At 62.9% G+C, this 25681-nt stretch carries 23 protein-coding genes, 1 tRNA gene and 1 riboswitch; of the genes, 14 read left to right on the top strand and 10 right to left on the bottom strand.

Going from position 1 to position 25681, the window contains the following annotated elements; translation table 11 throughout:
- Nucleotides 1-4: 4 nt before the first annotated feature.
- Nucleotides 5-85: riboswitch (ZMP/ZTP riboswitch) on the bottom strand.
- A 49-nt stretch (nt 86-134) separates the two neighbouring features.
- Both ABIE49_RS21205 and ABIE49_RS21200 read right to left on the bottom strand, forming a co-directional pair.
- Entirely contained in the window at nt 135-1889 is a 1755-nt protein-coding gene (locus ABIE49_RS21205) for a heparinase II/III family protein (protein ID WP_354066910.1), read from the bottom strand.
- 117 nt (nt 1890-2006) lie between these two features.
- A complete protein-coding gene (locus ABIE49_RS21200; RefSeq protein WP_192739435.1) occupies nt 2007-3353 on the bottom strand; it encodes an RsmB/NOP family class I SAM-dependent RNA methyltransferase in 1347 nt (448 codons plus the stop codon).
- Nucleotides 3354-3557: 204 nt separating this feature from the next.
- Here ABIE49_RS21200 and ABIE49_RS21195 point away from each other — a divergent pair, with 204 nt between their 5' ends.
- Together ABIE49_RS21195 and ABIE49_RS21190 are read left to right on the top strand one after the other, a co-directional pair.
- Entirely contained in the window at nt 3558-3782 is a 225-nt protein-coding gene (locus ABIE49_RS21195) for a DUF1674 domain-containing protein (protein WP_192739434.1), read from the top strand.
- 51 nt (nt 3783-3833) lie between these two features.
- Nucleotides 3834-4433, top strand: coding sequence for a thermonuclease family protein (locus ABIE49_RS21190; protein WP_192739433.1), 600 nt, complete (start codon nt 3834-3836; stop codon nt 4431-4433).
- Between the two features lie 131 nt (nt 4434-4564).
- On the opposite strand, the gene ABIE49_RS21185 is transcribed toward ABIE49_RS21190, so the two are convergent.
- Nucleotides 4565-5077: a L,D-transpeptidase gene (locus ABIE49_RS21185; protein WP_192739432.1), complete on the bottom strand. Its 513-nt coding sequence runs from the start codon at nt 5075-5077 to the stop codon at nt 4565-4567.
- A gap of 422 nt (nt 5078-5499) precedes the next feature.
- Here ABIE49_RS21185 and ABIE49_RS21180 point away from each other — a divergent pair, with 422 nt between their 5' ends.
- A complete protein-coding gene (locus tag ABIE49_RS21180; RefSeq protein WP_192739431.1) occupies nt 5500-6333 on the top strand; it encodes a DUF6600 domain-containing protein in 834 nt (277 codons plus the stop codon).
- A 13-nt stretch (nt 6334-6346) separates the two neighbouring features.
- Nucleotides 6347-7888 (top strand): DUF6600 domain-containing protein, encoded by a 1542-nt coding sequence (locus ABIE49_RS21175; RefSeq protein ID WP_192739430.1) that lies wholly within the window; start codon nt 6347-6349, stop codon nt 7886-7888.
- Nucleotides 7889-8117: 229 nt separating this feature from the next.
- Here the strand turns inward: ABIE49_RS21175 and acs are convergent, their stop codons facing one another.
- Nucleotides 8118-10070: an acetate--CoA ligase gene (gene acs, locus ABIE49_RS21170; RefSeq protein WP_192739429.1), complete on the bottom strand. Its 1953-nt coding sequence runs from the start codon at nt 10068-10070 to the stop codon at nt 8118-8120.
- Between the two features lie 372 nt (nt 10071-10442).
- Between acs and ABIE49_RS21165 the strand changes: the two genes are divergently transcribed.
- Complete coding sequence (locus ABIE49_RS21165) at nt 10443-11624, top strand: DNA topoisomerase IB (protein ID WP_192739428.1); 1182 nt, start codon at nt 10443-10445, stop codon at nt 11622-11624.
- A gap of 143 nt (nt 11625-11767) precedes the next feature.
- Here ABIE49_RS21165 and ABIE49_RS21160 read toward each other — a convergent pair whose 3' ends face one another.
- The 4 genes from ABIE49_RS21160 to tsaD form a co-directional block, all read right to left on the bottom strand.
- Nucleotides 11768-13105, bottom strand: coding sequence for a GGDEF domain-containing protein (locus tag ABIE49_RS21160; RefSeq protein ID WP_192739427.1), 1338 nt, complete (start codon nt 13103-13105; stop codon nt 11768-11770).
- 248 nt (nt 13106-13353) lie between these two features.
- Complete coding sequence (locus ABIE49_RS21155) at nt 13354-13767, bottom strand: EVE domain-containing protein (RefSeq protein ID WP_192739426.1); 414 nt, start codon at nt 13765-13767, stop codon at nt 13354-13356.
- Nucleotides 13768-14748 (bottom strand): NAD(P)H-dependent glycerol-3-phosphate dehydrogenase, encoded by a 981-nt coding sequence (locus ABIE49_RS21150; RefSeq protein WP_192739425.1) that lies wholly within the window; start codon nt 14746-14748, stop codon nt 13768-13770.
- Between the two features lie 2 nt (nt 14749-14750).
- On the bottom strand, nt 14751-15824 hold the full coding sequence (gene tsaD, locus ABIE49_RS21145) for a tRNA (adenosine(37)-N6)-threonylcarbamoyltransferase complex transferase subunit TsaD (RefSeq protein ID WP_192739461.1): 1074 nt from the start codon (nt 15822-15824) through the stop codon (nt 14751-14753).
- Nucleotides 15825-16010: 186 nt separating this feature from the next.
- Between tsaD and ABIE49_RS21140 the strand changes: the two genes are divergently transcribed.
- The 6 genes from ABIE49_RS21140 (at nt 16011) to ABIE49_RS21115 (ending at nt 21993) form a co-directional block, all read left to right on the top strand.
- The gene (locus tag ABIE49_RS21140) at nt 16011-16757 is read left to right on the top strand and encodes a uroporphyrinogen-III synthase (protein WP_192739424.1); all 747 of its coding nucleotides are present in this window, start codon (nt 16011-16013) and stop codon (nt 16755-16757) included.
- 53 nt (nt 16758-16810) lie between these two features.
- Nucleotides 16811-18076 carry a COG4223 family protein gene (locus ABIE49_RS21135; protein WP_192739423.1) on the top strand — a complete coding sequence of 422 codons (1266 nt, stop codon included), beginning with the start codon at nt 16811-16813 and terminating at the stop codon, nt 18074-18076.
- A gap of 8 nt (nt 18077-18084) precedes the next feature.
- Nucleotides 18085-19854: a heme biosynthesis protein HemY gene (locus ABIE49_RS21130; RefSeq protein ID WP_192739422.1), complete on the top strand. Its 1770-nt coding sequence runs from the start codon at nt 18085-18087 to the stop codon at nt 19852-19854.
- A gap of 198 nt (nt 19855-20052) precedes the next feature.
- Nucleotides 20053-20128: transfer RNA gene (locus tag ABIE49_RS21125), tRNA-Thr, on the top strand.
- Nucleotides 20129-20672: 544 nt separating this feature from the next.
- Complete coding sequence (locus ABIE49_RS21120; RefSeq protein WP_192739421.1) at nt 20673-21341, top strand: DUF2971 domain-containing protein; 669 nt, start codon at nt 20673-20675, stop codon at nt 21339-21341.
- 46 nt (nt 21342-21387) lie between these two features.
- Nucleotides 21388-21993 (top strand): hypothetical protein, encoded by a 606-nt coding sequence (locus ABIE49_RS21115; protein ID WP_192739420.1) that lies wholly within the window; start codon nt 21388-21390, stop codon nt 21991-21993.
- 11 nt (nt 21994-22004) lie between these two features.
- Here the strand turns inward: ABIE49_RS21115 and ABIE49_RS21110 are convergent, their stop codons facing one another.
- Entirely contained in the window at nt 22005-22625 is a 621-nt protein-coding gene (locus ABIE49_RS21110; RefSeq protein WP_192739419.1) for a hypothetical protein, read from the bottom strand.
- 416 nt (nt 22626-23041) lie between these two features.
- On the opposite strand from ABIE49_RS21110, the gene ABIE49_RS21105 reads away from it, so the two are divergent.
- Together ABIE49_RS21105 and ABIE49_RS21100 are read left to right on the top strand one after the other, a co-directional pair.
- Entirely contained in the window at nt 23042-24058 is a 1017-nt protein-coding gene (locus tag ABIE49_RS21105) for a hypothetical protein (RefSeq protein ID WP_192739418.1), read from the top strand.
- A 249-nt stretch (nt 24059-24307) separates the two neighbouring features.
- A complete protein-coding gene (locus ABIE49_RS21100; protein WP_192739417.1) occupies nt 24308-24799 on the top strand; it encodes a hypothetical protein in 492 nt (163 codons plus the stop codon).
- A gap of 27 nt (nt 24800-24826) precedes the next feature.
- Here ABIE49_RS21100 and ABIE49_RS21095 read toward each other — a convergent pair whose 3' ends face one another.
- Entirely contained in the window at nt 24827-25030 is a 204-nt protein-coding gene (locus ABIE49_RS21095) for a hypothetical protein (protein WP_192739416.1), read from the bottom strand.
- A 116-nt stretch (nt 25031-25146) separates the two neighbouring features.
- Here ABIE49_RS21095 and ABIE49_RS21090 point away from each other — a divergent pair, with 116 nt between their 5' ends.
- A complete protein-coding gene (locus ABIE49_RS21090; RefSeq protein WP_192739415.1) occupies nt 25147-25641 on the top strand; it encodes a hypothetical protein in 495 nt (164 codons plus the stop codon).
- Nucleotides 25642-25681 lie beyond the last annotated feature (40 nt).

Here is a 25681-nt window from a genome sequence, read left to right as displayed (position 1 = left end):
TTAAAGGGGGTGCCCAGGCGCGCGGCAGCTAGTCCCGCGCTTCCCGATGGTACTCCATCCAAGGTCGCCAGTCGCGCGAGCAGGGCTCGGTTAGCAGTTTTCGGCGCGTTTCACAACGGCAGGATCGGTCGTTTCTACAACGGCAATTCCGGCTCGCGCCGGGCGTTGCGCCTTGCGTTGGTGGCCGCGGCCGAGGTCGAGGAACGCACAAAATTCCAGCGGATCGAGGTGGCCTGCCGTGAATCTTGTCGGATCACGATCTGGGCGGTGCGGCGGGGGCCGTCATTGCCGGCCAGGAACACGCTGTCCTCGAGGTCGACCTTGTCGTCGAGCGCCTCGAAGGTCCAGACGTCGCGGTTGGGCAGCACCAGCATGACGCCGCGGGCGTCGGAAAGCCGGCTCGCCTTCACGGACGGGTGCAGATGAAACCGCAATGCAAAGTCGGTGCCGTTGCCCTTGATGCGCGAGCCCGGCGCCGGCGACAGCGTGTCCTCGCCGTCGAGCCGCGCGCCGTCAGGCGCCATCATCAGCACGCGGCGGTGCACGACGCCAAATCGCGGCAGATAGCCGTCATGCGATGTGGTCAAGAGATCGCCGTTCTCCACCGCTTCGCGATAGCTCTCCACATTGGCCGGGCCGCTGGTTACCGGCGCGCCCTGCAACAGCCGCTTCATCGCCGAGATCTCGACGAACTGGCACGACGACGTCTCGTGATAGGTCAGGGTCGAATGCGCCGCGGTGCTGCGCGCAAAGGCACGCCAATTGTCGCGGCCGGTCGACGGCATTCCGCAATTGACGACGATCCGGCTCGGCCCGGAGGACAATTCGAACGCCAGGCAGCCGGCATGCGCGTCCTGGCTGATATTCGGCGGCGGCGGCGCGCCGGTGTCCATGATGACGGTGGTGGCGCCGGCATCAAGTCGCTGAAAGCCGGTATGCGGCATGTGCGCCATCGGCACGCCGTGGGTGTCGTCATAGGCCAGCAGCGTCGCCACCAGATCGTTCGGCGCGTTGCTCATGCCGTTGAACAGCGCAAAGGCGCCGTCGCCATGGCGGAAGAAGCGCAGCATCGGCATCATGCGGTCGATCGCGTTCAAGAGCGCCGGCGGCGGCGCGATGTTACGCGCGGCAAACGTCTGGCGCAGCGGCAGCATGTCGCTGAGCAGTTCGACCAGCGCGCCGGGATTGCGCGAGATGTGCCCGCCGTCGGGGAGAATCTGCCGCTGCAATTCGTCGGACAGCCGCCGGCTCGCGGAGCGGATATGTTTTGCCTGGTTGGCGAGGCACAGCGAGGCGTAGCACAGCGCGATCAGCACCTGCACCCGCGGCACGCCGTCGGCGATGTCGAGCATGGTGTAGCGCAGATAGCGGATCTCGCGGGTCAGCCCGCGCAGATATTTGCGATAGAATTTGCCGTCGGTATCGCCGAGCACCAGCGGGGCCTGCGACAACAGCGAGATGACGCGGCGCGCCAGCACGTCAGCGCGGCGCTCGAGCGGCCGCTTGCGTCCCGGATTCGAAATCCAGTCGTCGACCAGCGAACGGGCGTTGGCGCGGGTCAGCGCGGTATCGGCCGCGCGCAGATGGCGCAGCCAGCCGAAGCCGAGCAGCGCCACTTCCCAATCTTCCGACGGCGGCTCGAGATCGAAGATCGAGCGGCCGTGGCAGGTCACGATCTTGCCGGCGAACACGAAACGGCCGGCATAGATTTCGGCGGCGCGGGTGGCGTCGGCGGTGCGCAGATCATGCGGCGCGATGATCAGCCGGTCGGCGCGGCCCGGCCACAGCCGCGACAGCCCGACGGTACTGCCGCTGGCGCGCGCGATCACGCCCCGCGTAAAGCGGCTCGCGACCAGCGTCGTAATGCGTCTGCGTTGAGCGACCGACACGCCTGACCTTGATGGGAGGAGATCTTGTGGCGAATCCTTTGTAATCCGGAAACGCGCCCAAAACACCATCTTGAAAGTGCGCGAATCACCCGATGGTCGCGAAAAACAGGTGCAAAATCAGGATTTAACCAGCCGCGCGGCGTAAAATCCATCCAGTCCGCCAAGCCGCGGGTCGTCGTGGGGCAGATGGCAGGGCAGGGTGCGCAAATCGCCGTCGGCCGTGACGATCTCGGCAAGGCCTGCGACTTCGCCGGCGTCGACCGGCGCGCGGCGCACGCCTGATTCGGTCGCGAGCAGCGCCGCGACCGCCTGCTCGCCTTCCTCCGGTTCCAGCGAACAGGTGCAATAGACCAGCGTCCCGCCCGGCTTGAGCAGGGCGACTGCCTTTTTCAGCAAGCGGAGCTGCAACGCGCTCAGTGCGGCGATGTCGGTTTCCTGGCGCAGCCACGCCACATCAGGATGGCGCCGGATGGTGCCAGTCGAGGTACAGGGCGCGTCGACCAGCACGCCGTCGAACGTGCCGTCGCCGCCCGGCCATTCGGCGCCATCGGCCACCACGTCATTGGCCTGCAGCGACAGCCGCGAAAGATTGTCGCGCAGCCGCGTCATCCGCGGCGCCGAACGATCGACCGCGGTGACGCGTGCGCCGCCTTGTGCGAGCTGGGCGGTCTTGCCACCGGGCGCGGCGCAGAGATCAACGATGCTCTTGCCGTTGAGGTCGCCGAACAGCCGCGCCGGCAGTGCGGCGGCGGCGTCCTGTACCCACCATTGCCCCTCGGTGAAACCGGGCAGCATCGTCACGGAACCTTGCAACAGGGTGCGCACCGTCCCGGTCGGCAGCGTTTCGCCGTGCAGACGGGTCGCCCATTGTGGCGCGTCCGACTTCACGGTGATGTCGAGCGACGGTTCATGGCCGATCGCAATGGCCATTTCGCGCGCGGTGGTCTCGCCATAGGCTGCGATCCAGCGCGCCAGCAGCCACGGCGGAATGTCCAGCGTCTGCGCCTTGACTTCGTCGATCAGCGGCTGGCCTTCGCGCGCACAACGCCGCAGCACGGCATTGACGAGCCCGGCATATTTCGCGGCGCGTCGGTCCGATTGCACCAGCCGCACCGAAAGGTCGACAGCGGCGTGATCGGGCACGTCCATCCAGAGAATCTGCGCAGCACCGATCAACAGCGCGCTTTGCGCGCGCGGCGCGTCGGTCGGAACGCCGCGATTGAGCAGGCGCGACAACAAATGACCGAGCGTGCCGAGCCGCCGCAATATCGTTGCGACCAGCCGCCGCATCAGCGCGCGGTCGCGATCGGCGAGCGATTTCAATCCGGGGTGGGCGCCGGCGCCGTCGAGCTGCTCGTCGAGGGTGCGGTGCTTGTGCAGCACGCCGTCGAGAATGTCGGCCGCTATACGCCGCGCCGCGAGACCGGGAACTTCGGCAGGAACTGCGAATCTTGAAGGGGGCATGGAGAAGGAATATCTCGGAAGGTGCTGAACAGGGTTTCGGCGCATGCCATCGAAGTGAAGAACTTGGAAATGAAAAACTGCTTTGGCATGCGAATATGCCAAATGTAAGAATCGCACCGGCGATTTCTTGATTGTGATGCCGGCGATGCGTTCGCCGCTGTGCTACGAGATCGGCCGCAGGAAAGTTTTGCCGGAAATTTTGCCATGACCGACGATGCCCGATCACCGTCTGCAGTTCTTCCCGGCGCCGCCCCCGGCAAGTTGCTGACGCCGGCCGCCCAGCGTGCACTCGCCGAGGCCGAAGCGCGCCGGAAAGCTGCCGAAGCCACCACCGCTCCGGCGGCACAGAAGGAATTGCAGGGTCCGAAGGGGCCCGAACCCACCCGTTACGGCGACTGGGAGCGCAAAGGCATCGCTTCGGACTTTTGAGGCGATTTGGTCCTTGCCGGAATAGCCGACTCAGCCCACCATATTGGGAATATGTACCCATATAAAAGAATAAATACTTATCGGTCCCCGCATCGAAGTGGCTGGCGGCGCCGGTTCTCGGCGGCTTGGCCCTGGGTCTTCGTGATCGCCGTCGCCGCGGGGACAATGCTACCGCTGCGGCATTGGGTGCATTGGCCGTTTCCGCGTACAGGCGATTCCTGGGCCGACAGTCAGGCGGTACGCGATGCCGAGACGATCTGGAAGAGCGCCGGCCGTCCCGATGTGCGGCACGCCGTCGACGTGATCCGCATCGTCGATGGCGACACGTTCGAGGCGCGGGTGCATTTGCCTGATGGCCTTGCGCTGAACACGCGGGTCCGCCTGCGCGGCATCGACACGCCGGAATTGAAGGCGGCCTGTCCGCAGGAATTGCAGATGGCGGAAGCCGCTGGTGACGCGCTGCGCGGCCTGCTCCGCGAAGGCGCGGTCACGATCTCGAATATCGGACCGGACAAGTATGGCGGCCGGGTGTTGGCCGACGTGGCGACGAGGAAGACCACCAGTGTCTCGGCAGCGTTGCTGGCCGGTGGTCATGGGCGCAGGTACAGCGGCGGTCATCGCAACGGCTGGTGCGCGAACGCGGGCAAGTAAGAAAAGAAAAAGCCGCGCAAGGGCGCGGCGCTTGGTAGTTTGTCATTCCGGGGCGACACGGAGTATCGAACCCGGAATCTCGAGATTCCGGGTTCACGCTTACGCGTGCCCCGGAATGACAAAGGTCGCGATCAGCGCGTCACCGTCACCTGCGTGCCGACCGAGACGCGCTGGTACAGATCGGTGATGTCAGCGTTGAGCATGCGGATACAGCCATAGGAGACAAAGCCGCCGACCGAACCCGGCGCATTGGTGCCGTGGATGGCGTATTCGCCGCCGGCCAGCGTCATTGCCGCGACGCCCATCGGGTTGCTCGGCGAGCCGCCGGGAATGACGTTGGGCATGTTGGGCTTGTCGCGCTTCACCTCGGCGGGCGGCGACCAGGCCGGGTTCTGATACTTGCCATCGATGCGGGTGGTGCCTTCCCACTGCTTGCCGGCGCGGCCGACGCCGACCGGATAGCGCACGGCGCGGCCCTGATCGAGAATGAGATAGAGGCGGCGCTCGCTGGTCTTCACGACGATCGTGCCCGGCGTGTAGTCGCCGCGGACGCCGACTATCTCCGGCCGCGCTTCTGCCGCCGACGACATCAAAACGCCCATCCCGATGGTGGCGGCCAGCGCCACCGCAATCCTCATCGACATCAATTTCTCCCGCCCACTCGCCCCCATCAGGGGGTCCTCAATGCCAACGCAAACCTATCAGAAATAGGGGTTTGCCGTCTCACCCACGCATTTTTAACCGCGTGTCTTAACCGGATGGTTTCCAAGCCGGCCGTGAGACCCGTTTCGATGGCGGAACCAAAGGAAATGTTCGAATTAAAGTAAATGACTAGAAAACAACACTCGTCAGGAAACGTCCCGGGGAGCGGTCACCACCCTGACGATTGCGTGAGCCGGCCAGGTCCGGGCGGTGTACCCACGAATTGCCAAACGCTCCGCCGCCGGTGGCGCTAGGCACCAGCCCCCCGAACATGACGAAAAATTAAACCGGGAAACCCGAACGCGGCGTCGCGACGACGCGGCTACTGGCTGCGGCCCATTTCCGGGGCGCAGGAGTTCGTCCCATGCGAGCGCTGGTTGAGACTATTTTGCTGCGCCGAGGCGTCCGCGCCGGCGGCGGTCGCCTCACAGCAATGCTGGCCGCATTGCTGCTGGGGCTATCAGCGCTTTCGGCAACCGCCGTGGCGCAACCCTCCTACGATGTGAGGGAGGAAGTTCGCGACGAACCGGTGCAGGCCGAAGCCCGCGCGGTGCTGTCGCAGTATGGACGCTTCGTGCAGCACGCCCGCTTCGGCGAGGTGTGGGTGCCGACGGTCACGCCGCAAGGCTGGCATCCCTATCCGCCGTGCCAATGGGTCAAGACCAAACAATATGGCTGGTACTACGACGACAAGACGCCGTGGGGCCAGATCGTGCACCACTATGGCCGCTGGTTCTGGGATCAGCAGATCGGCTGGGCCTGGGATCCCGGTTCTCAGTTCAGCCCCGGATGGGTGGTGTGGCGATCCAGCCCCGAATGGACGGGCTGGGCGCCGATGCCGCCGGACCAGGCCTTCCAGAACGTCTCGTCCGATCAACTCAACAACAGCGATCAGTGGATTTTTGTCGAGACCGCCAAGTTCAACAATGGTTGCGACGCGGCGCAGATCGCGCCGGTCGAACGCATTCCGGTAATTCTGCGCCAGACCAAATGGATCACGGCGTACGAATTCGTCGACGGCATCGTCGTCATTGTGCTGCCGCCTTATCTGATTGGGCCGTTCGTCCATATGCAGATCGGATTCGGTCCGTGGCCGGCGTGGTTCATGGTCCAGATGATGAAGAATTCCAATTTCGTGTGGCAGAAGACGTTGAACGCCAACGTCGCGAATGTCTGCACGCCGTCGAACGCGAAGTGAGGGAGCAATCATCATGACCCTCGCTCGGAAAATCTCGATCAACACCAGGGCGATGCTCACGCCGATGTTCGCCGCAGTGCTTGCCGTCCTCGTGTTCTCCGCATCGACGCCATCAGCGTTCGCGCAAGCGCCCGCGCAGAACTCCGTTCAGGACTCTACCAGCGCTGTGCCACAGCAAAGCGCGGCGAAGTTGCAGGACGAATTCCGCCGCGTGCTCACGCAATACGGCCGCTTTGTCCAGCACGCCAAATACGGAGAGGTGTGGATTCCCACGGTGACGCCGCAGGGATGGCGTCCGTATCCGCCCTGCAACTGGGTCAAGACCCGCAAATATGGCTGGTACTACGACGACAAGACGCCGTGGGGTGCGATCGTGCATCACTATGGTCGCTGGGTGTCGGACGCACAGCTTGGATGGATATGGACGCCGGGTGCGGAGTTCAGCCCGGGTTGGGTTGTCTGGCGCACGTCGCCGGAGTGGGTCGGCTGGGCGCCGATGCTGCCGGACCAAGACGTCCAGACGGTTTCCATCGCCGACTTCAACAGCGCCGCCTACTGGACCTTCGTCGAGACGCAGAAGTTCGCGCAAGGCTGCAACGGCGCGGCGCCGCCGCAGCAGATCCCGTTGCTGCTGACAGAGACGACCTACGTCATCGACGTCAGGCTCGTCTACGGCATCACGATCATCGTGTTGCCGGGATACGTGGTCGGCCCGTGGATCGACATCGACATCTTGTTCTCGCCGTGGCCGGCCTGGTTCCTGGCGCAGAATTTGATCGACTGGAATTTCATCTGGAACAACCTCGCCGTCATGAGCGCGGTGGCTCCGGACTGCCCGCCGGTGAGTCCAAAGCAGGGCGGCGGATACAAACCGCTGCCGGTCCACAACCCCGTGTCGCCGCTGCCGCCGCGTCTCGATCAGCCGATCGACAATAGTCCGCCGATCGTCGTCGTGGTCCCACCACCGCCGGTGTGCCCGCGCGGCACGGTGCTGGATCATGGCATCTGCCGGTTGCCGGATTTCTGCCGACCGGGAATGGTGCGGGTGGGCAATCTGTGCGTCTTCCCGACGAGACCCGATCCGTTGCCGAAGCCGCCGGTGACCGAAAATCCCTGCGCCGGGCTTAGCGGCATTGCGCTGCGGCGCTGCCTCCACGCGCACCGGCCACATGGCGGAGACGGCAAACCGCCGGTGACGGGCCCGGTTACGGGTACCGGCGACGGCCGGCCGGTCGGCAATCCACCGTCGTCGAACGGCGGCCATACCGGACACAACCCGGTTGGCGGCGCATCCGGGGCAGGCAAACCCGATGTGCGGATTCCGAACGTGATCCGTCCCCACGGTTCGGGTGACAATGTGCGGATCAAGGAGCCGGTGCAGTTGCCGAACCGCCTGCCGCCATCGACTTCAGCGCCGATGCGGCCAAATCCCAGTCCGGTGGTGATCGCACCGAGCGGCGGCGGCCTCAACAAGACGACCGTCGGCGCTGCGCCGCCGATCGCGCCCCGGCCACTGCCGGTGACCGTGCCGGAGAGGAAGACGCTCACGCGGTGAGAACCGGTTGATCGTAGTGAATTGAAGTTGAATCGGTCTGGCGGCAGGCTCGCTGCACCTCTCCCGCTTGCGGGGGAGGTCGACGCGCTCGTCAGAGCGCGGCGGGTGGGGGCTCTCTCCACTCGAACAGTCCGACTCGCGGCGACACCCCCACCCCAACCCTCCCCCGCAAGCGGGAGAGGGAGCGCAGCTCCTGCGCGGTTGCCACTTAGCCTGACTTTTTCCGCCGCTACGCCCCCGCGCCCTTCTTGTTCTGCCGGTTGTGCACGAGGTCGTCGACCACGGCGGGATCGGCCAGCGTCGAGGTGTCGCCGAGGCTTGACGGTTCGTCCTCGGCGATCTTGCGCAGGATGCGGCGCATGATCTTGCCGGAGCGGGTCTTCGGCAGGCCCGGGGCGAACTGAATGAGATCCGGCGAGGCGATCGGGCCGATGTCCTTGCGCACCCACGCCACCAGTTCCTTGCGCAGCGCCTCGGTCGGCTCCTTGCCGGTCATCAGCGTCACATAGGCATAGATGCCCTGGCCCTTGATGTCGTGGGGATAGCCGACCACGGCGGCTTCCGAGACCGCCTCATGCGCGACCAGCGAGCTTTCGACTTCGGCGGTGCCCATGCGGTGGCCGGAGACGTTGATGACGTCGTCGACGCGGCCGGTGATCCAGTAATAGCCGTCGGCGTCGCGGCGGCAGCCGTCGCCGGTGAAGTACTTGTTCTTGTAGGTCGAGAAATAGGTCTGCTCGAAACGCGCGTGGTCGCCATAGACCGTGCGCATCTGGCCCGGCCAGGATTTGGCGAGGCAGAGATTGCCTGAGGTTTCGCCGTCCAGCACCTTGCCGTCGGCATCGACGATCTCGGGCACCACGCCGAAGAACGGCCGCGTTGCCGAACCCGGTTTGAGTTTTGTCGCGCCCGGCAGCGGCGTGATCAAAATGCCGCCGGTCTCGGTCTGCCACCAGGTATCGACGATCGGGCAACGCTCGTCGCCGACCACGCGGTGATACCATTCCCAGGCTTCCGGATTGATCGGCTCGCCGACCGAGCCGAGCAGACGCAGACTCTTGCGCGAGGTTTTCTTCACCGGCTCGTCGCCGCCCTGCATCAGCGCGCGGATCGCGGTCGGCGCGGTGTAGAAGATGTTGACCTTGTGCTTGTCGATGACGTTCCAGAACCGCGAATTGTCCGGATAGTTCGGCACGCCTTCGAACATCAGCGTGGTCGCGCCGTTCGCCAGCGGTCCATAGAGGATGTAGCTGTGGCCGGTGACCCAGCCGACGTCGGCGGTGCACCAGTAGATGTCGCCGTCGTGGTAGTCGAACACGTATTGATGCGTCATCGACGCGAAGACGAGATAGCCGCCCGAAGTGTGCAGCACGCCCTTGGGCTGGCCGGTGGAGCCTGACGTATAGAGGATGAACAGCGGATCTTCCGCGTGCATCGGCTCGCACGGGCATTCCGTCGTCACCATCTTGGCGGCCTCGTGATACCAGAAGTCGCGGGTCGGGTTCATGTCCACAGCGCCGCCGGTGCGCTTGACGACGACGACCCAGTCGACGCCGCCGCTCTTGGCAATCGCGGCATCGACATTGGCCTTCAGCGGCACCTTCTTGCCGCCGCGCAGGCCTTCGTCGGCGGTGATGACGACCTTGGACTGGCAATCGGTGATGCGCTGGGCGAGGCTGTCAGGCGAGAAGCCGCCGAACACCACCGAATGAATGGCGCCGATCCGCGCGCAGGCCAGCATCGCATATGCCGCTTCCGGGATCATCGGCAGGTAGATGGTGACGCGGTCGCCCTTCTTGACGTTCCTGGTGCGCAGGATGTTGGCCATCTTGCAGACTTCGTCGTGCAGCTGGCGGTAGGTGATATGTTTGGACTCATTGGGATCGTCGCCCTCCCAGATGATCGCGGTCTGGTCGCCGCGCTTGTCGAGGTGGCGGTCGATGCAGTTCCAGGCGACGTTCAGGACGCCGTCCTCGAACCATTTGATCGAAATATTGCCGGGGGCGAAGGAGACGTTCTCGACCTTGTGGAACGGCTTGATCCAGCCGATCCGCTTGCCCTGTTCGGCCCAGAAGGCATTGGGGTCGGCGACCGAGTTCGCATACATCGCCCGATACTTGGCGTCGTCGATGAAAGCGCGCTTCGACCAGTCTGCCGACACGTCGTAAATCTTCTCGGACATCTTCCCCTCCGCTGATTGCGAGCCCTACCCGTAAGCGGTCGCAAGCCGTCTTGATTATTACGATGATTAGGCGTCACAGGGGGCCCGGACAAGGCGGAAACATCTGCGACCTTGGTCGGTTCCAGCGCTCGCCCGTGCCCCGGCCAGCCCGTTCCGGCCATCACTTTCGCGTTTTGGCGCGACCCAAAATCAACGTTATCGCGCGAATGGCTCCCATGACCGGTATCTAATAACCGGTAATCGCGGAATCGGGACTCGCAAAGGGGTTCGTTACCCCCTAAATGGCGTTTCCGGGGTGACAGGGCCCCGCCGGAACCAAGCCGTAGCAAGCGGCATTACCGGAAGAACAGGCGGAGCAGGACAACGACGGTCATGATGGATCAGGTGAATTTCGAGGCTACGCGGCCCAATTCCGCTGATCCTGCCGTCGCTTTGGCAGAAGCGCTTGGCCAGTTGCCGAAAGCGCCGCTGAAGGCGCCCGCCAAGATCCCCTCGCCGAAGGAAAAGCTCGCCAAGCATGAGCCAAAGATTACGGTCGAGTCGCTGGCGCAGGAACTCGGCCTCAAGCTCAGCGACCAGAACGAGCTGACGATCCGCCGCATCAAGCGTGGCAAGACTTATTCATTTGTTCGCGCCAACGGCACGGCGATCCGTCATGCGGGCACCATCCGGCGCCTGAACTCGATGGCGGTGCCGCCGGCCTATCAGCGGGTGCGCTATTCGCCCGATCCGACCTCGCATCTGCAGGCGGTCGGCGTCGATGCCGCCGGCCGGCTTCAATACCGCTACCACGCCGATTGGGAAAAGGTCCGCGAGCAGCGCAAGGCGCATCGCCTGGCGCGCCTGGTCGCGGCGTTGCCGAAGATCCGCCGCAACGTCTCGATGCATCTGTCCGGCGACGAGCCGACACGCGAGTTCGCGCTCTCGGCCGTCATCGAACTGATCGCCCGCACCGCGATCCGGCCGGGCAATGAATCCTACGCGCGCTTGAACGGCACCCGCGGCGCCACCACGCTTTTGAAGTCCAACGTCACGCTGGAAGACGACAGCTTCGTCCTGACCTTCAAGGCCAAGGGCGGCAAGGCCGTGCGCAAGGAATGCGACGCGGCCAAGCTCGTGCGCGCGATCGGCATCCTGCGCGGCGTGCCGGGCAAGCGCATGTTCCAGTATCGCGATAATTCAGGCACCGTGCGTACCGTCTCGACCACGACGGTGAACGGGTTCCTGCGCGAGATCGCCGGCATCAAGATTTCGCTGAAGGATTTTCGCACCCTGATGGCGTCGGCCGTGGTGCTGGAATCGCTGTCGCGGATTTCACCAGCGGCCAGCGCCCGCGGCCGCAAGAAGCAGGTGCTGGAGGCGGTTCGGGCCGCGGCCGACGAATTGTCGAACACGCCGGCGATCTGCCGCAAGAGCTACGTGCACGACACCATCGTCACCGCCTTCGAGGACGGCATCCTCGAACGTTTCGCGGCGACCATGAAGGGCTACCGCTCGCAGTCGAAGCGCGAAGCGCTGCTGGCGCAGGTCGTGACGGCGGCTGCTGCGGCGTAACTTCCGCTTGTCATGCGCGGGCTTGACCCGCGCATCCATCTTCAAAAGGGCTTTCCGACGTTTGATGGATTGCCGGGTCATAGGCGAGCGGAAGCGACGCCGTCCTTCGGACGGCTATGCCCGGCAATGACAGATTGTGAGCGCTACTGCCCGCCCACCCTTGAGGACATCTTCCGTTCATCCGCGGCAACCGGCTGCGCGTCGCGCGCCTCCTCGTCGGCAATATGCGCATCCGACAAAAACACGATATTCCGGCCGCCACGCTTGGCGTCGTAGAGCGCGTCGTCGGCCCATTTGGCGACCATCTCCGGCGCGGCGTTTTCCTGCGCGAACGCGACGCCGAGGCTGATCGTCACTACGCAGGTCGAATCGTTGGCGGGATGGATTCCGGGATTGACGATGCCGAGCGCCTCCACCGCGCTGCGGATGCGTTGCGCGATGGTCCAGGCCAGATCGGGCGTGGCATGCGCGAGAACGACGAGGAATTCCTCGCCGCCATAGCGGAACACCGCATCCAGGCCCAGCCGGACCGAGTCCTCGATCGTATCAGCCACCCGCCTGATGCAGGCGTCGCCAGCGGCGTGGCCGGCGGTATCGTTCAAGTGCTTGAACAAGTCGATATCGGCCATGATGAACGCGATGCTGGCTTTCGGAACCGTCGGGTCGCGCCAGAGCCGGTCGATCAGATCGGTCGCCGAACGGCGATTGCCGAGCCCGGTAAGCGGGTCGCGCGTCGCCAGTATTTCCAGTTGATGGTTGGCGCGCCTCAGGGCGTCGCTGCGATACTGGTTGCGCAAGGCCAGCAGGAAGGCTTTTTGCCCGAGGATCGATTGGGTCTTCCGCGCGATCGTCGCCGCATACATGCCCATCGCATAGAAGATCGACGTTCCGATTGCTTCCTTGGATTCGATCGCGGGATTGAAGATTTCAAAGCCGAAGAAGATCCCGATCGAGCAGATCATCAAGGACAGCGTCCAGACATAGTCGACGCTGAACACCACGATCGCGATCGTGTTGACGTACATGATGCAGGTGAGGAAGCGCTCGTAATTGCCACCGGCCGCGACCGCGAGGAAGCCGTAAGCAATCATGACTGATGTCATCAACAGCAGCAGCGACAAGCCTTCGACCGCGGCACTGCGCGGCTTTCTCCAGACCAGGTAGGCACAGCCGTGCATCGCCGGAACCAGCAGGCCGCTGATGATGGTGGTGTGCATGAGGAAGTCGGGCGCGAGCAGGTAGCTGATGGGCACGAACGCCATGCTGATCAGCCCGACCCAGACCATCCAGGCGCGCGCGATCTTGCTGCGTTGCGGCCAGTCCTTCCTGCGATAGGCGCGAACCATCTCCGGAGAGAACCGGATGTCGCGCGTGCGCTGGGACAGCAGCCGCTCGGCCTCGGCTTCGAGCGCCGGCGTCACGAGCACGTCCGCCGCATCGTCGCGCGGCGTCGCGTTCAGGCTGCTGGAACCCGACCTCAAGGCGTATCTCTCCCGCTGGCGTGCTTGCCGCACGCCCGGGAGTAAGCGCCCGAAATGCTAAATTTCTCCTGCAAAAGCGATCGGGGAGGATTACGGGATAAGGAATGGTTAAGTTCCTACGAGAAGGTTCAATATTACCTTCAGGTAAGGGTCCCGATACTGTGCATGGGGTTGTTTTCGCCATTTTGTGTCGACCCCGCCAGGTTTCGCCCATAGCGCGTCGGCGCTGCGCGGCCGCTACGATGCCCCTACAATCCGCCCATCTTGCAGACCATCTTCCATTCGTCCGCGGTGACCGGCTGGACCGACAGCCGCGAATATTTCACCAGCGCCATCGCGGCGAGCTTCTTGTCGGCCTTGATCGCGGCCATCGTCACCGGGGTCTTCAGCGGCTTGTCGGCCTTGATGTCGACGCAGACGAACTTGCCGGTCTTGTCGGTCGGATCGGGATAGGCCTCCTTGATGATCTCCGCGATGCCGACGATCTCCTTGCCCTCGTTGGAGTGGTAGAAGAAGGCGCGGTCGCCCTTCTTCATCGCCACGAGATTCTGCCGCGCGGTGAAATTGCGCACGCCGGTCCAGGCTTCGCCCTTGGCGCCTTTCGCAACCTGCATCTCCCACGACCACACCGAGGGCTCGGACTTCACCAGCCAGTACGCCATTTATTCCTCCGCCTTGAAGGGCCGCGTCAGCAGGCCTTCGATCGCGGCATCGATCGTCACCTTGCCGGCCAGAATCGCCGCGACCGCATTTGATACCGGCATGTCGACATTTTGCGAAGCCGCTAGCTCGATCAGCACCGGCGCGGTGAAAGCGCCCTCCGCAAGCTTGTCGCGCGCCGGCTGCTCGCCGCGCCCGAGCGCGATGCCGAGCGCGAAATTGCGCGATTGCAGGCTGGAGCAGCTCAGGATCAGATCGCCCAATCCGGAAAGCCCCGCCAGCGTTTCGGCGCGCGCGCCGCAGGCGCGACCGAGCCGTGCCAGCTCGCTGAAGCCGCGCGTGGTCAAGGCGGCCAGCGCCGAGGCGCCGAGCTTGCGTCCTTCAACGATGCCGGCCGCGATTGCCAGCACGTTCTTCGCCGCCCCGCCGATCTCGACGCCGCGAATGTCTGTCGTGTGATAGGGCCGGAAGGTGGCTGAGCCGAGCGCCTGCACCAGCGCGCTTGCCAGCGCTTCGTCCTTTGCCGCCAGCGTCACGGCGGTCGGCTGGCCGCGCGCCACGTCGTCGGCGAAGCTCGGTCCCGACAGGATCGCAGGTATCGCGTCGGGGGCGGCTTCCGCGATCACTTCGGTCATGAATTTATGCGTGCCACGCTCGATGCCCTTGGCGGTGGCGATAACCGGCGTCGCCTTCTTCAGATGCGGCGCCAGCGCCAGGGCCGCTTCACGCAAGTTCTGCGCGGGCGTTGCGATCAGGATGATGTGGGCGCCGGCCGCGGCCGCGATGCGGTTGGTGATTTCGATGCGCTGGTCAAGGCGCATGCCCGGCAGCCGCGGATTGGCATGCGCCATCTTCATTTGCGCGGCGTTTTCGGCGTTGCGCGCATAGAGGATGACATCGCGGCCCGCGCGCGCCGCGACGGCCGCAAGCGCCGTGCCCCAGGCGCCCGCGCCGATCACCGCCACGGTGTTCTCAGACGGCATCTCTAAAATCCCGCCCTGGTGTTGGCGTAGCCCGTTGGCGCCGCGGCATTGGCATCGAGCAGCCAGCGCGCGCGGGGCGGCGCATCCATCGTATCGGTCAGCCCGAGCGCCATCCGCTCGGCGCCGGCCCAGGCGATCATCGCGCCGTTGTCGGTGCAGAGCGCCGGCGGTGGAATGATCAGCGTGGTCTGCGCTTTCGCCGCCACATCCTGCAGGGCGTCGCGGATCGCGTGATTGGCGGCGACGCCGCCGGCCGCGACCAGCGCGCGCGGCGGACCGAACTGCTCGTGGAACAGCCGCAGGCCGACGCTCAATCGATCGGCGGTGGATTCCAGCACCGCGGCCTGGAAACTGGCGCAGAGATCGCTGACATCCTGCGGCTCCAACGGCATCATCCGGCTGGCCTCGTTGCGCACGGCGGTCTTCAGTCCCGACAGCGAGAAATTCGCATCCGGCCGCCCGAGCATCGGGCGCGGAAGCGCAAATCGCTTCGGATCGCCGCCGGCGGCCGCGCGCTCTACCTCCGGCCCGCCCGGATAAGGCAGCGACAGCATCTTTGCGACCTTGTCGAAGGCTTCGCCCATGGCGTCGTCGACGGTGGTGCCGAGCCGGACATACTTGCCGACGCCGACCACGGCGACGATCTGGGTGTGGCCGCCCGAGGCAAGGAACAGGCAATAAGGAAACGCCAGCGCGCAAGTCAGCCGCGGCGTCAGCGCGTGGGCCTCGAGGTGGTTGACCGCGATCAGCGGCGTGTCATGCACCATCGCGATCGCCTTTGCGGTGGTGAGGCCGACGATCACCCCGCCGATCAGGCCGGGACCCGCAGCGGCCGCGACCGCCGACAACTGCGCGTAGCCGATCCCGGCCTCTTTCATCGCGCTATCGACGATGCCGTCGAGCAGATCGACATGGGCGCGCGCCGCGATTTCCGGCACCACGCCGCCGAAGCGGGCGTGCTCGTCGGTCTGCGAGCGCACGATATTGGACAGGATCCGGCCGCTGCCGTCGCTCGCCCGCTCGATCACCGCCGCCGCGGTCTCGTCGCAGGTGGTCTCGATACCCAGCACCAGCATCGGCGTGTCGTTATCCAATTTGATCCCTTGCGTATCAGGTCAAAACAACGCTTCCGTAACCCGGTAGCATTACGAGGTCGCTAGGTGCAATCGCCGGTTAAAGCCGAAACATTTTGCGCCAAGGCTTTTTCTTGCGCCAAGGGTTGTGCCAAGGGTTGCGCCAAGACATTTTTGGAGATCTGAGGCATGGCCGTTCTCGTCACGCGCCCGCATCCGGACGATGAGGCCACCGCCACAGCGCTTCGCGCCAGGGGTTTCGAAGTGCTCCGGGCGCCGATGCTGCGATTTGAGGCGGTGCCGTTCCATGACGATGCCGATGCCCGTTACGGCGCCATCATCGTCACGTCAGCCAATGCGCTGCGCGCCATCGCGCCGCATCTGGCCGATAGCCGGCTGTTGAAATTGCCCTTGTTCGCGGTCGGCGAACACACCGCTTCGGCTGCCCGCGACGCCGGTTTCAGCGAAGTGATTGCGGCCAGGGGCGACGCCGGTGCGCTGCGCGATCTGGTGCTGGGAGCTGTGAAATCGAAGCAACTCAAGAAAGCCAGCACGCTGCTCTATCTGGCCGGCGCCGATCTCGCGCGCGATCTCGCGGGCGAATTGGGTGAGAAGGGGTTTACCGTCGTGACGCACACGACCTACCGGATGATTCCGGCGTCCAGCCTGCCGCAGGAAATATGTGACGCTTTCGTGGCGAACCGGGTTGAGGCGGTACTGCATTATTCTCGCCGCAGCGCGCGCGCCTTTTTGAACGCGGCGCGGTCGGGCGGCGTCGAAATATCGGCGCTGGCGCTGCCACAATGCTGCATTTCCACGGCCGTTGCCGCCGTGTTGCGCGATGCCGGCGCGACGCAGGTCACGGCGGCCGCCCAGGCCGACGAAAATGCCTTGTTCGAGGCTTTGAGCCGTGCTTTGCGGACCCGATTGGCCTAACCCCGCCCGATTCTGATAGGTTCAGGGTAACTCACGCTAAGGGAACCGCTGCGATGGTCGACGACAGGCCCGAAAATCAGGGATCACTGCCCGAATCGGAGCGGCCCAAGCGCGAGCCGCCGACGATCGATCTCGAGGCGAGCGAAGTGACCAGCGAGACCGCGAAAGCAGGCGATACAACGAGGGCGGATACTGCGGCGCCCGAAACCGCGACGTCTGAGGCCGCGGCGTCTGAAGCCGCGGCAGCCGACACCGAGACTGCAACCGCGGCGGAACCAGCGCCGCAACCGGTGCCTGCGCCGGCACCGGTCTCGCCCTGGATCGTTGCACCCGTCTCCGGTGCGGTGGCGGCCGCGCTCGTGATCGGCGTCGGCTGGATGCTGGGCTGGCCCGCCGTTCAGCCGGCGGCAGCGCCTCCTGCGCCGCAACTCAACGCCGCGATCGACGGTCTCACCACGCGTGTCGCAGGTCTGGAGACGAAGACCAGCAAGCCTCCCGCGCCGGTGGCCGATCCCGCTTCCCTGGCGCGGATTGATACGCTGGAAAAATCACTCACCGCGCTGCGCGGTGAACTCGCAACCGCGCGCGCGCAGAACGAAAAGCTTGCGTCCGCCGTCAACGAGGTGAAATTGGCGCCGCGTGCCGACGGCACTCCCGCACCCGCGCCCGATCTTTCCGGGATCAACGAACAGATCGCGAAGATCGAAAGCGCCGTACAGGCGCAGGCCGCGGAGATTGCACAGCAAGGCAGCAAGATTGCCGAAAGCAAGCCGGTCGAGACCAAGCCTGCCGACGATCAGCCGCTGCGCCGTTTGGTGGCGGCCGCCCTGCTCGATGTTCTCGTTCGAGCCGGCGATCCCTATCCAGCGGCATTGACCACGGCGAAGGCACTTGCGCCCAACGCCGACGTGCTGAAGCCGCTCGAACCGTTCGCGGCCACCGGCGTGCCGAACGCCGGCAAGCTCTCGGGCGAATTGCTGACGCTGGTGCCGAAATTGTCGCCGGCGGTACCGCAGGACACCGCCACGACGGGTTCGGGCATCGTCGAGCGTTTGCAGGCTGGCGCCGCCAAACTGGTCCGCATCGAACGCACCGATACCGCCGGCAATGACCGCGGTGCGGTGGTGGCGCGGGCGACCGCGGCGGCGTTGCGCAACGATGCCAATGAGGCGCGACGCGAATTGAAAACGCTGGCGCCGGCCGACCGCGCTCCGGCGCAAGCCTGGCTCGACAAGGCCGACGCGCGCGATGCCGCGCTGGCCGCCTCCCGTCAATTTGCGGCCGACGCCATGGCCGTGCTCGGCAAACCGGCACAATAGGGAATCCGATGGTCCGGATCATTCTGTTTCTGTTGTTGATCGCGCTCGGAGCATGGGGTGCGGCCTGGGTTGCTGAACAGCCCGGCGACGTCGTGCTGTTGTCGGGCAATCTGAAGATATCGACCACGTTGCCGAGGTTCGTGGCGGGGCTCGGCATCGTCATCGTCGTTGCTGTCATGCTTTGGGCCATCCTGCGCGGCTTGTGGCGCACGCCGGCGCGAATCCGCAAGAATCGGCGTGAGAAGCGCCAAGCGCGCGGCCGCCACGCGATCACGCAGGGATTGCTCGCGATCGGCCACGGTGATTCCACCGCCGCCCGCGCGCATGCGGAAGTCGCGCGCCGCCATGCGGCGCAGGATCCGCTGGCGCTGCTGCTGGAAGCGCAATCGGCGCAGCTCGATGGCGATCGCGAAGGCGCGCAGCGCGCCTTCCACGCCATGGCCGAGCGCGAGGATACGCGGCTATTGGGCCTGCGCGGCCTGTTCATCGAGGCGCAGCGCGCGGATGATCCCGTCGCCGCCGTGATGGTCGCCGAGGAAGCGCTGAAACTGTCGCCGTCTTCGTCATGGGCGTCGCATGCCGTGCTCGGGTTCTGCTGCGCCAAGAGCGACTGGACCGGCGCGCTCCGCATTCTCGACAACAATCAATCCTCGGGGCTGATCGACAAGGCGACCTATCGCCGTCACCGCGGCGTGCTGTTGACGGCACGCGCGCTTGAGCTCGAGAAGGTCGATCGCGATCTCGCGCGTCAGAGCGTAATGGATGCGGTCAAGCTGGCGCCGACGCTGGTGCCGGCAGCGGTGCTCGCGAGCAAATTTGAAAGCGAGGCGCACCAGGTGCGGCGGTCGATGCGCCTGGTCGAGACCGCGTGGCTGGCGCAGCCGCATCCTGATCTGGCCGACGCCTATGCGCATGTGAAGCTCGGCGATTCCGCGCGCCAGCGGCTGGTGCGCGTCGAAACGCTGGCGGCAAAAGCGCCCGGCCATATCGAGGGCGCGCTCGCGATCGCGCGCGCCGCGATCGACGCCTCCGAATTTACCAAAGCGCGCGAAGCGCTGGCGCCGTTCGTCACCGCGCCGACGCAGCGCGTGGCGCTGCTGATGGCGGAGATCGAGCGCACCGAACATGGCGACAGCGGCCGGGCGCGAGCATGGACCTTGCGCGCGGTGCGCGCGCTGCACGATCCGGCCTGGACCGCGGATGGCTATGTCAGCGATCGCTGGCGGCCGGTCTCGCCGGTCACCGGCCGTCTCGACGCGTTCCAGTGGCAGACGCCGGTCGCGGCCTTGCCGTCCGACAAAGGCCCCGCCATCGAATCCTCGCCGTTTGAAGAGGCGATGCTGGCGACACCGCGCCGCGCGGTCGTGCTCGAGCCGCCGGCGCCAGCCCCGGTCGAAAGCGCGCCGGCGGAACCGGCGGCCCCCGTCGCGCCGGAGCCTGTTGTCGCGCCCGCAGCTGCGGCCGCCCAGGACAACGCGCCGCCGGCCGCCAGCGTCGAACCGGAACCGGCCCCTGCTGCGGAGCCGGCACCGGCACCGGCACCGCCGCCCGCCCAACAACCGGCCCCGGCCGTTGCCGCGCCGCTGTTTCGCGCCCGTCAGGACATTCCGAAGGCGGTTCCGGCGCCGATTCCGGCCGTGATTCCCATTGTCCGGGCGCCGGATGACCCGGGAATCGACGAAGACGGCCCGCCGGACGAATTCGCCCAGCAAATCGGCCCGCCCAAGGCCCAGGCCGGCGGTTGGCGGGGATTTTTGTCACGCTGGGGCGGGGAGTAGGCTTCCGGAGCGTTTTCCAGCGAAGTGGATGCCGGTTCGCGTCAAGAAAACGCGTCAAATCAAGAATCTAGAGCCCCGTTCCGATTCAATCGGAACGGAAAAAGGCTCTAGCGCTGCGTTTTTCTTGCCAAGCCGGGCGCTGCCCGATATCAGGTGGCACGCGTTTTCGGCCCAGTTGCCGAACGCTGCGTCTGGTCCGCCGCAATAGCTCAGTTGGTAGAGCACGTCATTCGTAATGACGGGGTCACAGGTTCGAGTCCTGTTTGCGGCACCACTGACTTAGCCGGGTTTCGGCACCTTCAGCAGACCGCCGGGGTAAGGCTGGGGTAAGTTCCGGCAGGAAAAATATCGCGTCCCAACTGCATTGACGAACAACGGCTGACAGGTTTGGCGTGTGGCATGCCTATTGCCCTACCTAAGATATATTCCATAATCCATAATCCATACCTATGCGAACCCAATTCCCGCTTTGGAGCAGCGCTCTCGTTTCGACCCATGCGAACATGGTTACCAAAGGCCTTAACGAGGTCGTATAGCGAATGCGCTCGACCCGGGGGCCGCGCGCGGCGGCCGGCACGAGCTACGGGGTAGCACCCTGTGATGCGGTGTTCTGGGAAACCGCTCTGCCCCCGAGCTTATCCATCTTCTCTTCCCGGAATGCGGCTCGAAAAATGAAAAAGAATTCCGTAAATTCGAAATTCCTCCGATATCGGCCGAGCAGCCGCCCTCTTCTCTCGACCCTCTGTAGTTGTGCAGTACACAACAACACCGTAAGTCTTCAGGGTTTCGACAGCCAATAAGACCATAGGACCACCGCCGTGAAGATATTGCCGCCGAACCTCCCGCTCTACCTCTATAGGTACCGATCGTTGGCCGGCACCGCTCGGCGCGCGCGCGAAATCGAAGCGCTTACAGCACCGCACATCTGGTGTTCGGATTTCGATCACCTGAACGACCCGATGGAGGGATTTTACAGCCCGACCCCCGCGTTAAAACGCGCTGAAGATTACGACCAGATCGTCGATGACTTGTACGACGAGAAAATCAACGTCGGGATCGCTAGTTTTAGCGATACAAACGAAAACGAATTGATGTGGGCTCACTATGCTGACAACTATCGCGGAATATGCATCGAGTACTATCCGCAACGTCTCTTGGACGCTTTGAACAATCGCTATTACCTCGTGCGCGTCGGGTACGGTGACAGCCCTCCGCGCGTAACGACTAGCGATGCCGAGGATCGCCAGACAGCGGTCCGCAAGCTACTCGCACATAAGAAGTACAACTGGGTTTATGAGCGTGAGTGGCGCGTGCTCGGTCCGCTCGGACGCGCGAAAATTACTCCGGATTGCATTCGACGCGTTTATCTCGGTTCACGCATTCCGCTCCAGACTAAACGCGCAATACGTAATGCCTGTTTCGATCACATGATTGATGTCTACGCAGTAACAGTCGATGGCTACCAGCACAGTTGGCACCCACTTTAGCCACATGCCGGCACGCGCTCATTGCTTTTCACATAGGGGGACGACAATGGATATTCAGAAGCTGGTCGAAACCGAGGTCGCGAAAATTCCTCAAAACATGAAGCCAGTTTTTGAGCGAGCAGCGCATGAAGACACCGACCAGATAACCATGACGCTAAGCTATATGGCTTTCGCCTATGGGAAGGCCTTCACGAACTACGCTGAAATCGCCTTGGATGACTGGCCGAAGAAGAGCTACATCATTCAGCCGATGGTTTACTTAGCTCGGCATTCGATGGAGCTATATCTTAAATGGGCCATCGGAGCATACAAAGAGTTCACCGGTGACGACAGCGAAGAGACAAATCACCACGGGCTGGTTAAACTCTGGAATAGCCTCATCAAACTAATGCAGAAGGCAGGCGCTCCAACAGACACGCAGCTTTCCAAGCAGTGTCTGCGATTACTAAATCATATTCACCAGACCGACCCTGACGGGGAACAGTTTCGTTATCCGCACAGTAAAGCCGGCGAAAAGTACGAACTTGCCAAGGTTGATTTGGAGGAACTAGTAAAGGCACATTATCTGGTAAGCGAGTTTGCAGACGGTGCTGTTATGACGATCCCCGATCTGGCCGAGGAAATTGGAGACGATGAAGAAGCAGGCCAGTAAACACCGGGCCGTCAGTAATCGCTGAGGCTCGGACCGTTTTGCACTAGGGCGTGATAGTACTCATCCGAGCCTTCGAAATAGTGCTGGCATCCTTCCATCACATCTTTCAGTTTAGCGATAGTTACGACGCCGCTGGCAAATTTGAACTTCGCGCCGTCCTTGTTAGTCGAATAGCGAAACGCGACTGAGCCCTTGTCGAGGCAATGGAAGTCTTGAATAAGCAAACCGACGGCTTTGTCGGCTTTGCCTCCGGCTTGAGGATTCAGAGCATCGTTTAGCTGCTCAAACGCCTTCCAGAGTTCCAGCAAGTTGTGGTCCTTGTCGTCACTCAAATAGACCTCTACGTGGCAGCCGTACTCCGAGATAATTTCCTTCATAGCGACCTCCAGGCCATGACGGTAATTGAACATCATCGGATAGATCAGATAATTGACATCGAAGGGCTCGCGCTCACACTCTTCGGCCAGCAGCTTTCCTGCCTTAAAATAGCCGCGCCACAGATACATCGCGCGTTCGTAAGGGTCGTGCGAGATATCCGCATCGGTTGGCTTTGAGATGTGTTGCGTAACCCGGTCGCCATGCTTGGGCCAGCGGTACTCTTTATCAAGCAGGCTAAGGAAAGAATCGGCCATGATGCGCCTATTGTCGTTACAAAGCTCGGGAGCCAAGCTAACAAGCATCCGAAGACGACGTTGGCCGGTTGGCGACCGAGTTGTGAGCTAGATTTTGTCGGCGTCAAGGAGCCGTCTCGGGCGAGACCGCGACAGGCTGTGAGGTGTAGATAGCTTCGATCAAGATATGGGATTATTGCCAAAAAGGTCCAAGCGCGGTCAGAAGCGCAATGGCTCCGAAGTAACACCCTACGCCGTTGTCCGGCGGCGACCGCAAGGCACTGACGAAAGAACTCGGCAAGAGCCGGGCGATGGCAACCATCCTCGCCAGCCGTCTTGTGTGTGCAAAGTGCAAGGCCGTGAGCAAACGCCCATCAGCGACGCTTCTTCAGCTTGCGCCACGCTCGCGTAACCGATCCGCGTAACATAGGATAACAATGACACTTCTCATCACACTGGCGGGGGCGGGTTACGCTTTAGCATGCTCAGACATGAGGATCAGCGTGGAGAAGAATGGAGTTTTCACGCCCCTAGACGAAACATTCAACAAGCATATCGTTTTCCGTTCTGGCGGCATCAATGCAAACATCAGCTACACCGGCGTTGCAAGATGGACAATAAAAGGCCGGACGGTGAACCTGTACGACGTGATCTCCGACGCAGCCATCGAAGCCGCAGACGATGAATTAGGTTTTGGACCATTTACGCTTAAAATCGTAGACCGGATTTTGAAAGAGCTTGAGGCACCCGAATTACAGCGCTTTCGTAAGTCGCTCGAATTTGAGCTTCACATAACGGGTTACCATGAGAAAATTCCGTTTCCGTTCGTCGCCGTCTTGTCCACCTATCGCAAGGCAGCGCCTTGGTCTGTTACGTCCGATATTCAGTATGAGTATCAGTTTCCTTGGATAAGTGTCTATTTGAAGCTGGCCGAGACACCCGATGTCGTTTTCGGGGGAGCGGACCATTTCTTGACCTCGCAGGAGAAGCGCACGATCTTCGAGGCGGCGTGTAACGGTGCCGACGCTTTCAACATGGCGCGCCTCTCTGCCAAGTTGACTGAGAACGTCTCGCGGCGAACGACCGCTGTCGGACCGAAATCCGTTTCGATTGTTTTGCCAACGCAAGGATTTCTCGATACGAATTTTTGGGAGAGATCACCGACCGGAATTAATGCGTTTGTTCCGAGGATCATTTTCGCAGGCGGCGGAATGATGGGGCCTTCGGTATTTCCGGTCGAGATGCAATTGACGACGAAGGGGCATCTTCCAAAGCAAGGCTTGTTCTTCAAATCGGTCATCGCTAACTCGTACAAGAAGTCCGAGCGGCGGCGAACATTTCGTCACCGAGGCGGCAAGGCTATTCCCGGGATCATGGGCCTAATCATGCTTGCGTTTTACGGGAAGGTTCCAGACGGCTATGAAGACTTTGGCTTTGGAGAAACGGACGCGTAATCTTTTATTCACCTGATGTGGCGACAGTCGCATCCGGCTTTGCGTATTATGGGTCACCTTCTGGAGCCGTCGCCGATCCTCAACCCGGCGACGGCTTTTGCTTTGACTGCTTCAGCCTCGGCCTTTGCTGCCCCGGTTTTCTGGTGATCCACCGAAGCAAGCCTTGAAGCGCGGTCGCAAATCACATAGGGAGGATTTTGGGTCTGGTTTCTGCACCGACCATACAAGCATTATCCACGGGTTGTCCCCATGGCTTCCGCTCGCGAAATGCACGCTGTTAGCAGCGATCCAGTCAAAGTCCGCAATCTTGCTCTTGGTCTGCTCGCTCTAACAAAAACTGCCGAAAATATTTTCAAGGAATGGGAATTGACATTCTTGCGGGATATTGCCGAGCAATCGGAGGCGGTTATCGCGCTCAGTCCTAAAGAGCGCAAAGAGTCCAAATTTAGTGCGCGGCAATCCGAAGCGCTGCTTGCGTTGCGTGACTTTCGCCTGACATCCAGGCAGGCCGAAAAGCTATTCGAAATTCGCGATAGCGTTACTCTTCACCGAGACATCAAGGGTGTCAGCGTTCGCAACCTTATCGTGCGATGCAACGAAAATCGGCTTGATCTCGACGAAGGTGATGAAGAGTTTCTCGTGGAGCTTTGGAAGAGCGGAGCGACCGAACTCCGCACTCCCGCTCTGATGCGGCTCAGGAGATGCAGCGTCCAACTCGGCGAGCTTGAAAGCTACATGTAAGACGCCGGAGGCGTCGAGCATAACGACTTAGTCGATTTTTATCTCCCCGAGCAAAACTTGCGCGAGCGATTTGTCTGCTTCCATCCCGAGCGAGGCAGGCACACGAGCACTCGAAGCAGCGGCCCGGGCCGTTCGGTGACCTATTCGCGCCGTCACGTAACCATCACTCACTTCGTATTCGCCGCGACGGCCGAAGCCCTCAACCGGCATCCAATGCTTGGGATCAGCCATATAGGGGCACTCCGCCTAGTCGTAGGCCGTGCATCCCTATGCGGCGTTTACGCCAACATGAGGGCGCGGGCCACCGCTTGCTCGCCTAATAGACGGTCCCGTCTAGGTTGCGCGGCATGATCGACTGGACCACCTTTCCTGTACGGGACGGCCTCACCGCTCTGGCACTGATCGTCGCCGGCTTGAGCCTGTATATCTCGTGGAGCACCGCTCGGCAGACGAGAGCGGAGAAGTCGGTCAATGCGTGGATCACGCTCGCGCGCCTAAACACCGAGTGGTGGATCGCAACATTGAACGTCAAGAATGCCTCCCCTCTCGGCATCCAGATTGAGAAACTTGGCGTTGATCCCCCGGATTATCGGCTCGCCCACCTTTCGGAGGGAAACGCGGAAGGCACGTCCCTTGATTTGTCGATAATGGTACAAGGCTTCGCGCTTGCTTTCGATCTTAATGTTCCGCCCGGCGAAACACTGGAACGAAAGTTTTTGCTATATCAACCGGCACACAGTCGGCGCATAAGCACAAATGTCACTGTGATGTACTGGACGTTAGAGGCAAAGCAGCGCTGGGTTTTATTGCGAGTGAAGGTGCAGACCCGAAGCAATCTGTGATCGGCAGGTAGCGCCGCGTGGTCAAGACCATGCGCCCCTG

Source organism: Bradyrhizobium sp. OAE829 (assembly GCF_040546575.1).
GTDB lineage: Bacteria > Pseudomonadota > Alphaproteobacteria > Rhizobiales > Xanthobacteraceae > Bradyrhizobium.
This window is presented reverse-complemented; position numbering and strand designations above follow the sequence as displayed.

What these genes read in the sequence shown, in the direction of transcription:
- ABIE49_RS21200 (WP_192739435.1), bottom strand. Translation starts at nt 3,353, where the DNA reads ATGCCCCCTTCAAGATTCGCAGTTCCTGCCGAAGTTCCCGGTCTCGCG.
- ABIE49_RS21195 (WP_192739434.1), top strand. Translation starts at nt 3,558, where the DNA reads ATGACCGACGATGCCCGATCACCGTCTGCAGTTCTTCCCGGCGCCGCC.
- ABIE49_RS21190 (WP_192739433.1), top strand. Translation starts at nt 3,834, where the DNA reads ATGTACCCATATAAAAGAATAAATACTTATCGGTCCCCGCATCGAAGT.
- ABIE49_RS21185 (WP_192739432.1), bottom strand. Translation starts at nt 5,077, where the DNA reads ATGTCGATGAGGATTGCGGTGGCGCTGGCCGCCACCATCGGGATGGGC.
- ABIE49_RS21180 (WP_192739431.1), top strand. Translation starts at nt 5,500, where the DNA reads ATGCGAGCGCTGGTTGAGACTATTTTGCTGCGCCGAGGCGTCCGCGCC.
- ABIE49_RS21175 (WP_192739430.1), top strand. Translation starts at nt 6,347, where the DNA reads ATGACCCTCGCTCGGAAAATCTCGATCAACACCAGGGCGATGCTCACG.
- acs (WP_192739429.1), bottom strand. Translation starts at nt 10,070, where the DNA reads ATGTCCGAGAAGATTTACGACGTGTCGGCAGACTGGTCGAAGCGCGCT.
- ABIE49_RS21165 (WP_192739428.1), top strand. Translation starts at nt 10,443, where the DNA reads ATGATGGATCAGGTGAATTTCGAGGCTACGCGGCCCAATTCCGCTGAT.
- ABIE49_RS21155 (WP_192739426.1), bottom strand. Translation starts at nt 13,767, where the DNA reads ATGGCGTACTGGCTGGTGAAGTCCGAGCCCTCGGTGTGGTCGTGGGAG.
- ABIE49_RS21150 (WP_192739425.1), bottom strand. Translation starts at nt 14,748, where the DNA reads ATGCCGTCTGAGAACACCGTGGCGGTGATCGGCGCGGGCGCCTGGGGC.
- tsaD (WP_192739461.1), bottom strand. Translation starts at nt 15,824, where the DNA reads ATGCTGGTGCTGGGTATCGAGACCACCTGCGACGAGACCGCGGCGGCG.
- ABIE49_RS21140 (WP_192739424.1), top strand. Translation starts at nt 16,011, where the DNA reads ATGGCCGTTCTCGTCACGCGCCCGCATCCGGACGATGAGGCCACCGCC.
- ABIE49_RS21135 (WP_192739423.1), top strand. Translation starts at nt 16,811, where the DNA reads ATGGTCGACGACAGGCCCGAAAATCAGGGATCACTGCCCGAATCGGAG.
- ABIE49_RS21130 (WP_192739422.1), top strand. Translation starts at nt 18,085, where the DNA reads ATGGTCCGGATCATTCTGTTTCTGTTGTTGATCGCGCTCGGAGCATGG.
- ABIE49_RS21115 (WP_192739420.1), top strand. Translation starts at nt 21,388, where the DNA reads ATGGATATTCAGAAGCTGGTCGAAACCGAGGTCGCGAAAATTCCTCAA.
- ABIE49_RS21110 (WP_192739419.1), bottom strand. Translation starts at nt 22,625, where the DNA reads ATGGCCGATTCTTTCCTTAGCCTGCTTGATAAAGAGTACCGCTGGCCC.
- ABIE49_RS21105 (WP_192739418.1), top strand. Translation starts at nt 23,042, where the DNA reads ATGACACTTCTCATCACACTGGCGGGGGCGGGTTACGCTTTAGCATGC.
- ABIE49_RS21100 (WP_192739417.1), top strand. Translation starts at nt 24,308, where the DNA reads ATGGCTTCCGCTCGCGAAATGCACGCTGTTAGCAGCGATCCAGTCAAA.
- ABIE49_RS21095 (WP_192739416.1), bottom strand. Translation starts at nt 25,030, where the DNA reads ATGGCTGATCCCAAGCATTGGATGCCGGTTGAGGGCTTCGGCCGTCGC.
- ABIE49_RS21090 (WP_192739415.1), top strand. Translation starts at nt 25,147, where the DNA reads ATGATCGACTGGACCACCTTTCCTGTACGGGACGGCCTCACCGCTCTG.